Below are 9,575 nucleotides of genomic sequence, written 5' to 3' on the forward strand. Positions count from 1 at the left end.
CATGTGTACATCTCTGCTGTCGCTACTGCCGGTCCCGGCTAAAGCAATACTGCGAGCTTTGGCGGCCTCCCTGTGTACTTTGCCTATCCTCGTAGGTGTGGTTAATGCCGAAGAGCGTGAGGAGCTGCGCGACCTGTTTTTTGGTGCTGCCATGTTTCATGCTCACCAGGAAAACTTTTTTGATGCGATTGTGGCTCTTGATACAGAGCTGGCCCAGTTTTATCGATTGGATCAGCCGGAGCTGGACCCATTCAGTGCGCATCTGGGGCAGGCAGAATTTTCCGTGGGCGACCTGGAGCTTTCCTATCGCATGCATCGGGAGGCAGGGCGCGCAATTGAAGCCGTGCTTAAAGGTAATGTTTCTCAGGCGGTACGCAATGAGGCTGCCTATCGCCTCGCCAAAATTCATTATCACAAGCAGCAACCAGTGAATGCCTTGCATGCTCTGGAAATGATAGAAGGGCGTGTACCCGAGCGTGTGCGTGCGGAAGAACAGTTCTTTCGTGCGCGGGTATTTATGCAGTTGGGGCGCTTTGATGAAGCGGTGGAATTACTAAAAGACCTGAAGGGGGAAGAATCCCTTGCCGGGTTTATTGAGTTCAACCTCGGAATCGCCCAGTTAAAGTCTGGCGAAGAAACCCGTGGTGTACTGGAACTGACTGCCTTGGGTAAGAAGAGCAGCAGCAAGCCCGCCGCGCAGGCGCTGTATGATAAAACCAATTTATTGCTAGGTTCGCATTTAATGGAGGCCGGTGAATTAGAACTGGCTCGCCCATATTTTGACCGCGTCAATCTCGAAGGACCGTTTTCCAATCGCGCGCTGCTGGGCGCTGGTTGGGTCGAGGCACGTGCCGGTCGCTATGGGAGAGCATTGGTGCCCTGGAAAATGCTGCAAAACCGCAAAGGCACCAATGAATCCGTACATGAAGCCATGCTCGCCGTACCCTATGCCTATGGCAAGCTGGATGTACACAGTACAGCCGCAATTAATTATGGTCGTGCGTTGGACTCATTCGGCAATGAGATTGATACGTTGACCGCTTCGATCAACAGTATCCGAGAAGGCAAGTTCCTTGAGGCATTGCGCCGCAAAGAGGCAACCCAGGTACAGAACTGGGTGGTGGCACTGCGCAACCTGCCTGATGCCCCTGAGACTCATTACCTCCTCGACCTGATGGCATCCAATGACTATCAGGAATTCCTGCGTAACTACCGCGACCTAAACGATCTCTTTGAGCGCAATGAAGAGTGGCTCAAAAGCCTTAGCGCCTACGAAGATATTATCAGTATCCGCAGGGCTTATTACGAACCCCTGTTGCCGCAGCTCGACGAGCAATTTCGCAAGCTGGATACCCGTATCAAACTACGTATTGAGCAGCGGGATATATTTGCCAGCCGTATTGAACAGATGCTGGTTTCTCGCCGCCCGGAATATCTTGCCACCGCAAATGAGCAGGAGGCACGCCTGGAGTTGATGAAGTTGCATCAACAGATCACAGAGCGTCCGCAGGGCTTTACCGAGGCGACGCGTAGCCGGGTAGCGCGCCTGCAGGGTGTTTTAGATCTTCGCCTTTCCACTGAGTATGACCAGCGGCTTACAGAAGCTTATAAACACCTGCAGGAACTCAATATAGAAATTGAAAAGCTACAGGTGGTTTACCAGTCCTATGTGCGTAGCCGCCAGGCGGCCACACATAGTTACACCGGCTACAACAAAGAGATTACCCGCTTGCGTGCGCAGATCCGCAGCAGCCAACAGCGCCTGGAAATGTTGATGGCACGTCAGGGCAGTATGTTGGAGGCTTTGGCAATCCAGGAGTTGGAGCGCCGTCGTACCCAGCTGGAAAGCTATCAAATCAAAGCGAGATTTGCCTTGGCCGACAGCTATGACCGTGCCAATGAATTGCAGGAGCAGCGTGAGGACCAGCTCAAAATTGAGCAGCACCGCGAATCCCTGCCAGAGGAAAATCCTCCCGAACTGGATGCGGAAGTCGAAGTGAGTGATGGAGGGGAAGCCTGATGCCTTGCTTTAATTCCAGTCTGCTGAGTATGACTATTGCGCGTCGATGTGTACTGGCTTCCACTGCTGCACTGATGCTCAATGCCTGTGCCGTGAATAGCGGCAAGACTATTGGCAGCCTGCAAAATGTCGATATTGAAATTAAAGAGGAGTATATCGACGGAAGCCTGGAGAAAGCCCTCGCCAGTTACCAACGTTACCTACAGGAAACGCCTGAATCGAATCTCACCCCGGAGGCGATGCGTCGAATTGCCGACCTGAAAATTAAACAGGCGCACCGGGCTGAGGATGCTGCTATTGATGGAATCGCCAGTGGTGCCGGCGCGGTTAGTACGAGTGGAGCGGTAGTTGCTATAGAAGCAGCGGAAATTTCCGCGGAGAATACCCTTGATGCACCCGCCGAAGTCGCCGCACCGGTTACTCGGGCCCAACAGGTGGCAGGGGAAAACTCAGGTGCGATAGAGTCTGATGATGAATTTGAGGCGCGTGCCAGTGGCAATGTTGAGATTGCCTCAGACAATTCTGCATTGCCACTGCCTGCGGATGATCCCGATGCGCTGATGTCTGCCAATGCCCGGGAAGCAATTAACCTATATCTCGATCTACTTAAAAAATACCCGCTGTACGACCGCAACGACCAGGTGATGTATCAGCTGTCCCGAGCCTATGAAGAGGCGGGACAGATTGAAAATGCAGTGGATGTTTTGCGACAGTTGGTTGCCAAATATCCAGACTCCCGTCACATTGATGAATCCTGGTTCCGTCTGGGAGAGTATTACTTTACCCGTAAGAAATACCTGGATGCTGAGGAAGCCTACGGTAAGGTGATTAATATCGGAGTGGTTTCCAGCTTTTATGAGCTGGCCCTGTACAAGCGCGGTTGGTCCCTGTTCAAGCAGGACATGTACGAGATGGCGTTGGATGATTATATCGCCATGCTCGATTACAAAGTTTCCCAAGGTTATGACTTCGACCAGCAGACCAACGAGGTAGAGCGAAAGCATATCGATGATACCTTCCGTGTGGTGAGCTTGAGCTTCTCTTACCTGGAAGGTCCCGATTCGATTGTCGACTATTTCTCCCGCAAGGGGGCGCGTCAATACGAGTACCTGGTGTACAGCCATCTGGGCGAATACTACCTGGATAAGCGTCGCTATCAGGACTCGGCAAAATCCTACACTGCTTTTGTTGAGCGTAATCCCCTGCACAAGGTTTCTGCAGATTTCTCTATTCGCGTAATTGAAATCTACGCGAAGGGTGGCTTTCCCAAGCTGGTACTTGAAGCCAAGAAATCCTTTGCCAACACCTATGCCCTCAAAGCTGAATACTGGACAGTATTCGATATCAATGAATACGGAGAGGTGGTCGAGTTCCTGCAGGCAAACCTGATTGACCTCGCCAGCCACTATCATGCGGCTTACCAGAACAAGAAGCTGAAGGATAAAAAGTCGGAGCACTATCGTGAAGCAATTCACTGGTATCGCAGTTACCTGGAATCCTTCCGTGAAACTGAGCGTGCACCGGAGATTAATTACCAGCTGGCCGGCTTGATGCTGGAGAATAGGGATTTCCATAGCTCCGCTTTGGAGTATGAGCGTACAGCTTATGAATATCCGGCCCACAAGGATTCCAGTGAGGCGGGATATGCGGCCGTCTACGCTTACCGCGAGCACCTGGCAAATAACCTGAAAGAAGCTTCGGCAGACCAGCGTGCTCCTTTATTACGCGAGATTATCCGTTCATCTCTGACTTTTGCTGATACTTTCCCTGCGCATGGGAAGGCACCGCAGGTGATGTTAGGTGCAGTAGAGGACTTGTATGGCCTCAAGGACTATACCCCCACTATCGAAAACGGCCGATCATTGCTGGAGAAATTCCCGGCGGCGGAACAGGAGATTCGCCGGTCCAGCTGGATGCTTGTAGCACATGCCTCGTTTGATGTTCAGGCGTTTGAGGATGCGGAAGTAGCCTATGGGGAAACCCTGACTCTTACCGCTGCGGATGCTAAAGATCGCGCCGGACTGATCGATAACTTGGCAGCATCGATTTACCAGCAGGGCGATATGGCCCGTACGCAGGAAGATCATGCGGCAGCTGCTGGACACTTCCTGCGTATTCGTACCGCTGCTCCCGGGGCAACCCTGCTGGCCACGGCAGAGTATGATGCCGCCGCTTCCCTGATTATCCTGAAAGACTGGACCCAGGCTGCGACAGTGCTCAACAATTTTCGCACTAACTTCCCTGAGCATGAGCTGGCAAAAGACGTAACCAAGAAATTAGCAGTGGTGTACCAGGAGAGTGGTGAATTACTGCTGGCTGCGGCGGAATTTGAGCGTATTGAGCGCGAGTCTGAGGATGAGGAGATCCGCCGCGAAGCCTTGACCCAGGCAGCGGATTTGTACAGTGCAGCAAAAGACAGCAAAAAAGCTCTGGAAGTGTTGCGCCGCTATGTGGGCCTTTTCCCCAACCCCATGGAGCCTGCTCTCGAAACACGGCAGAGAATCGCCGATATCTATAAAGCAGGTGGGAATGAAAAGCTCTATATGAAAGAGCTTCGTGAGATGGTCCGTATTGAATTGCGCGGTGGCTCACAGCGTACTGATCGCACCCGCTACCTTGCAGGTAATGCAGCACTGCAACTTGCCGAGCCGAGTTACGCTGCCTTTACCCAGATAGCCCTGGTGAAGCCCATTGAAAAGAATTTGAATTTGAAGCGCAAGCGGATGAAAGCAGCTATCAGCACTTTCACAGATTTGATTGATTACCAGGTTGCAGATGTCACTGCCGCGGCGACTTATTATCTTGCAGAAATCTATTTGCATTTCAGTCAGTCTCTCAAAGATTCCGAGCGGCCTACTAATTTAAATGCGTTGGAACTGGAGGAATACGAGCTGGCTCTGGAGGATCAGATTTACCCATTTGAGGAAAAGGCGATCTCGGTCCACCAGAAAAATGTCGAGCTTTTGGGGGTAGGTATCTATAACCCCTGGATTGACAGGAGTATCGATAAGCTTGCTGGATTGATGCCGGCCCGGTATGCAAGGGCCGAGGAAGCAGGGCAGTATCTGCAAAGTATTGTACCGCTGCCGCCAGCACTTGAGCAGCTGGGCCCTGGTGAAGCGGTCTCCGGTCAGTAAGGGCAACTGCCGACGCGGTAATAAATAAAAGGTTCAAGCTAGTAGCATTAAGGTGCGGGGCTGAAGGTTATGCATACAAAATTGAGAGTATTTTTTCTACTGGGGCTTACACTGCTTTTCACAGCCTGTGCGGGCACCCAAACCAAGACGGGAAAAATCTCTGACTATTCCTCGGTGAAGGTTTCGGGCAGTGTTAATAGGGACTTTGAGCGCTCACTGGAATACTTGGCCGAAAAGAGGTACGAGCCTGCTATTGAGCTTTTGCAGTCGGTGGTGGAGCGGGAGCAGCGCCTTCCGGCCCCTTATATCAACCTGGGAATTGCTCACTATCAGGTAGGAAGTGAGAAAGACGCGGAGACAGCTTTTCTGAAGGCTCTCGAACTGGATACGAAACACCCGGTCGCAACCAATGAATTGGCAGTGCTCTATCGCAAGCAGGGGCGTTTTGCGGATGCGCGGAAAATTTATGTGAATGCTTTGGCAGAAAACCCCGAATACCTGCCTTTGATAAAAAATCTCGGCATATTGTGTGATCTCTATCTGCAAGATCTCCAGTGTGCTCTGGCACAATTCCAGCAATATGTACAACTGGAGCCAGAGGACCAGGATGTTTCCATCTGGCTGGCGGATCTTAAGCGGAGAGCGGGCAAGTGATATTGAAGTTTAAATGGATTTTGCTGTTGGTTGTCTGTTTCACAACTCTCCCCGCTGCCTTTGCGCAGTCCGGGAGTGAAGAAGAAAATGAGTCCAAGGAAAAGAAAGTGGACTCCAAGATCAAAGAGCTATCGGGTATTTCCATTATCGGTAACAAGGAAGCTCCCAAGTCTCTCTATATTGTCCCCTGGAAAAGTTCCGAAGTCGGTGTCGAAAGCGATCTTGTCTCCAGTCTGATGGATGACAAACTTAAGCCGCTTGACAAGGAAGTTTTCATGCGTGAGTTGGAGTTCTACCAGCTCAGCCTGTCCGGCGATTAACGCCGTCCTTTCTCCGGGTAAGACTGGAGCAGCAACAAATTACTGCAGTATTTCTCAAGAGGGTTTGTAATGGACTTTTTTAACAGCGTCATCGAGTTTTTCCAGACGGGCGGTACTTTTATGTACCCCATTCTTGTCGTTGCCGCTTTGGGCGGCGCCGTAGCGATTGAACGATTTATTCGCCTGCATTATGAGCGTCATACTAACCGTGCCATGTGGGATAAATTACAGCCCGTTCTCGCCTCCGGGGATTTTGATCGCGCGCGCAACTTGGTTAAGCAGGATAACTCCAGTGTGAGTAAACTGCTGTCCATGGGTCTGGCACGCCAGGGTGCGGTGCGTCGTCGCGAAGATATCGAGATCGCGATGGAAGAGAGCATGATGGAGATAACACCTCAGCTGGAAAAACGCACACCTTATGTTGCGCTCTTTTCCAATATCGCCACGCTGCTGGGGCTGCTCGGTACCATCATGGGTTTGATCGAAGCCTTTACTGCGGTAGCCAATGCCAACCCGGCGGAAAAAGCTGATTTACTTTCTGCCAGTATTTCCGTAGCGATGAACACCACCGCCTTTGGCCTGATGACCGGTATTCCCCTGTTGATAGTCCACGCACTGCTCAACTCTCTGACCGGTCAAATTATCGATAGCCTGGAAATGGTCTCTGTAAAAGCTTCCAACCTGATTGACAGCTCAACCCGTCGTCGCTTCGAAATGGATGCACCCAAGCCAGAAAAACAGCCTGGCGAGCAATCTGCGAATGAAGTCGAAACCGAAGAATTGCAAACGGAAACTGCATAATGAGAAGGCGGCGTCACGGGAGAGACAAAGAAGCCCCGGAGCTGGACATTACCGCCTTCCTTAACCTGATGGTGGTACTGGTACCTTTCCTACTAGTGTCGGCGGTGTTTTCACGGGTAACAATCCTGGAACTGAATATGCCGAGCGGGGCTGGCGGTGGTGCACCGGATGACCCCACAGTGACCGTGGAAGTAGTGGTGCGAAAGCAGGCTGTGGAAATCAGCGATGGTGAGAAAGTAATTGCGCGTTTCCCTAATTTGAATGCCACTGAAGAAAGCGAGACTGTCCAGCCGGATGTGACTGTAGTGGAAGCCGATGGGCAGAATACGGACCTCGCAGTATTACCGACAGCTGAAGTGTACGACCTGAAAAAACTCACTGAGTTTTTATTGCAGGTGAAAGCCAGTTATCCGGAAAAAACAGACTCCATTTTATTGATGGAGGCGGATATTGCTTATGAGCATCTTGTGGGTGTCATGGATACCGTGCGTGGTGCAGAAGTTCGGGTTGAAGGCAGTGACCCCAGTGATCCGGAAGCTGTGGAGAAGGTGATTTTGTTTCCTGATATTTCCATAGGAGATGCGCCGTGAGACATGAAAGCCGACGAATGAAGCGCATGGCTCGCAGCCATAAGCGTAAAAAAACTTCAGGCATGAATCTGACATCCCTGATGGATGTGTTCACTATCCTGGTATTTTTCCTGTTGACCAATACTTCCAGTAACGAAGCGCTGGAGCCCCCCAAGGTGATTACATTGCCGGATTCGGTGGTTGAGACCAAACCCAGGGAAACCGTAACCCTGATGGTGACTGCAGAGGAGATCCTGGTGGAATCCAACTCTGTTATCGCAACCAGTGAGGTGCTCGAAAGTGAAGAGGTTGTGATTGATGTTATTAAGCAGGCCATGACCGCAGAGCTGGGTAAGGCAATCGGTATAGCCCAGGCCTCTGCCGCAGAAAATGAGGGCGAGGCTGAAGTGGAAGGTGAGCAGGGACCGGAACCACCCGAAGTGAATATTCTTGCGGACAGGGGCATTCCGTTCAGTTTGCTGAAAAAGGTGATGTCCAGCTGCACCGAAGCGGGCTACACCAAGGTATCACTGGCGGTAATTCAGAAAGCATCTCAGGGTTAATGGAAGTTTGTGAGTAATTTTCTTCAACAACAGCAGGCGGTCAGCGAGGCGCTTGATACGGTTCGCCAGCGTATGCATCTGCTCGAGGATGAGCAGCGGCAGATCGAAGAGAAGCTGGCTGAATTGCAAGTCGATGGTTCCAAGTACCAGTTGCTCGATGAAATTTCTGAGCGCCTTGGAAAACTCGAGGACATCGGCGCAGGTGAAATGTTTTGGGCCGAGAATTATCGGGTCGATGCTTCCCAGCAGGTTATCGCACGGATTGGGGCGTCAACTCGTACTTATAACGAAAGCCTGGATCAGCTTCACCGGAAGCGTAGGGATATCCTGGATAATATCGAATACTGCAATGAGGAGATCTTTGCCCTTGATGAGCGTGCTGATGAGCTGCGCCGTGAGGAAGAGGAATCCAAGTTTGAATTCGAGATCACCCGTGAATATGAGCAGCCCACTTTTCGCCCGATGGAAATGCCTTGGCATACCAAGGGTGAGGATGAAAAGCGCTTCCGTATTTGTGTATTCGCATCACTGTTTATTGCGGCACTGTTGGGTTATCTGGTTCCTCTATATACCTTGCCTGAACCCGAAACACAGGTAGTGGAGATACCCGAGCGCCTGGCAAAATTGGTAATCGAGAAGAAGACCAAGCCCAAGCCGCCACCTGAGCGAGAAAAAGCCAAGCCCAAGAAAGAGGAGAAAAAACCTGAAACCAAGCCTGAGCAGAAAGTGGCCAAGCAGGATCCGAAACCATCCAAAGTGGAGAAAAAACAAGCGCGTAAGAAAGCTGAGCGTGCGGGTGTTCTCGCCTTTAAGGATAATTTCCAGGATCTTATTCAGGATGACCTGGACAATCGTTTGGGCCAACAAACACAGCTCAGTACTGCAGGTAAGAAGGAAAACCGTAGTCAGCGTTCGCTGATTACTGCAGCGGCAACTGCGGGTAGTGGTGGTATTAATACTGCAGAGCTTAGTCGCAATGTGGGTGGTACTGGATCATCCCTGGGTGGAGTAGCCTTCTCGCGAGTGGAGAGCTCCATTGGCACCGAAGGTGATTTCGCCGGCGAGGACCGACCGCTTAGTGATGGTGTGGGTCCGTCTCGTACCGACGAGGAAATCCAGATTGTCTTCGACCGCTATAAGGCTTCGCTGTATCGCATTTACAACCGTGAACTGCGTAACAACCCCGCCTTGCAGGGTAAGATGGTCTTGAGGATTACCATCGAGCCTGATGGCTCGGTATCCCTTGCAGAAGTGGAGTCCAGCGATATGGATTCGCCTGCACTCAACGCCAAGATTGTAGCGCGGGTGAAGCGATTTAATTTTGGCGAGAAGGCCGGTGTTCCAACGATCACCATTCTTTTCCCAATCGACTTCTTCCCGAACAACTAGGTGGTATTGCCTCCGCCTCCTTCTCGTTTAAGTGAGAAGGAGGCTGCTATTTTAGAAGGCGTCGAGGAGTTGGGTTTCTTCCCCTCCACTTGATCAGTCTTTTCTATCCCCCAGCCTGAGAA

8 protein-coding genes are annotated in these 9,575 nt (G+C 51.4%); all 8 read left to right on the forward strand.

Translation table 11 applies throughout. The annotated features are described in order from the left end of the window. Position 1 precedes the first annotated feature (1 nt). The 8 genes from ABWV76_RS17105 to ABWV76_RS17140 all read left to right on the forward strand — a co-directional run bounded on the left by ABWV76_RS17105 (position 2) and on the right by ABWV76_RS17140 (position 9,453). A complete protein-coding gene (locus ABWV76_RS17105) occupies positions 2–2,020 on the forward strand; it encodes a tetratricopeptide repeat protein (protein ID WP_353376724.1) in 2,019 nt (672 codons plus the stop codon). Next, positions 2,020–5,157 carry a tetratricopeptide repeat protein gene (locus ABWV76_RS17110; RefSeq protein WP_353376725.1) on the forward strand — a complete coding sequence of 1,046 codons (3,138 nt, stop codon included), beginning with the start codon at positions 2,020–2,022 and terminating at the stop codon, positions 5,155–5,157. The genes ABWV76_RS17105 and ABWV76_RS17110 overlap by 1 nt, the downstream gene beginning before the upstream one ends. A 69-nt stretch (positions 5,158–5,226) precedes the next feature. Continuing rightward, complete coding sequence (locus ABWV76_RS17115) at positions 5,227–5,811, forward strand: tetratricopeptide repeat protein (RefSeq protein WP_282953113.1); 585 nt, start codon at positions 5,227–5,229, stop codon at positions 5,809–5,811. Continuing rightward, positions 5,808–6,131 carry a hypothetical protein gene (locus ABWV76_RS17120; protein ID WP_020413200.1) on the forward strand — a complete coding sequence of 108 codons (324 nt, stop codon included), beginning with the start codon at positions 5,808–5,810 and terminating at the stop codon, positions 6,129–6,131. The genes ABWV76_RS17115 and ABWV76_RS17120 overlap by 4 nt, the downstream gene beginning before the upstream one ends. A 69-nt stretch (positions 6,132–6,200) precedes the next feature. Continuing rightward, the gene (locus ABWV76_RS17125) at positions 6,201–6,932 is read left to right on the forward strand and encodes a MotA/TolQ/ExbB proton channel family protein (RefSeq protein ID WP_020413199.1); all 732 of its coding nucleotides are present in this window, start codon (positions 6,201–6,203) and stop codon (positions 6,930–6,932) included. After that, positions 6,932–7,522 (forward strand): ExbD/TolR family protein, encoded by a 591-nt coding sequence (locus ABWV76_RS17130; protein ID WP_353376727.1) that lies wholly within the window; start codon positions 6,932–6,934, stop codon positions 7,520–7,522. The genes ABWV76_RS17125 and ABWV76_RS17130 overlap by 1 nt, the downstream gene beginning before the upstream one ends. Beyond that, positions 7,519–8,064: an ExbD/TolR family protein gene (locus ABWV76_RS17135; protein WP_353376728.1), complete on the forward strand. Its 546-nt coding sequence runs from the start codon at positions 7,519–7,521 to the stop codon at positions 8,062–8,064. Before ABWV76_RS17130 ends, ABWV76_RS17135 begins: the two co-directional genes overlap by 4 nt. A gap of 9 nt (positions 8,065–8,073) precedes the next feature. Next, on the forward strand, positions 8,074–9,453 hold the full coding sequence (locus tag ABWV76_RS17140) for an AgmX/PglI C-terminal domain-containing protein (protein WP_353376729.1): 1,380 nt from the start codon (positions 8,074–8,076) through the stop codon (positions 9,451–9,453). The last annotated feature ends 122 nt before the right edge of the window (positions 9,454–9,575 follow it).

The sequence above is a fragment of the Microbulbifer sp. NBRC 101763 genome (assembly GCF_040371615.1).
Classification (GTDB): domain Bacteria; phylum Pseudomonadota; class Gammaproteobacteria; order Pseudomonadales; family Cellvibrionaceae; genus Microbulbifer; species Microbulbifer variabilis.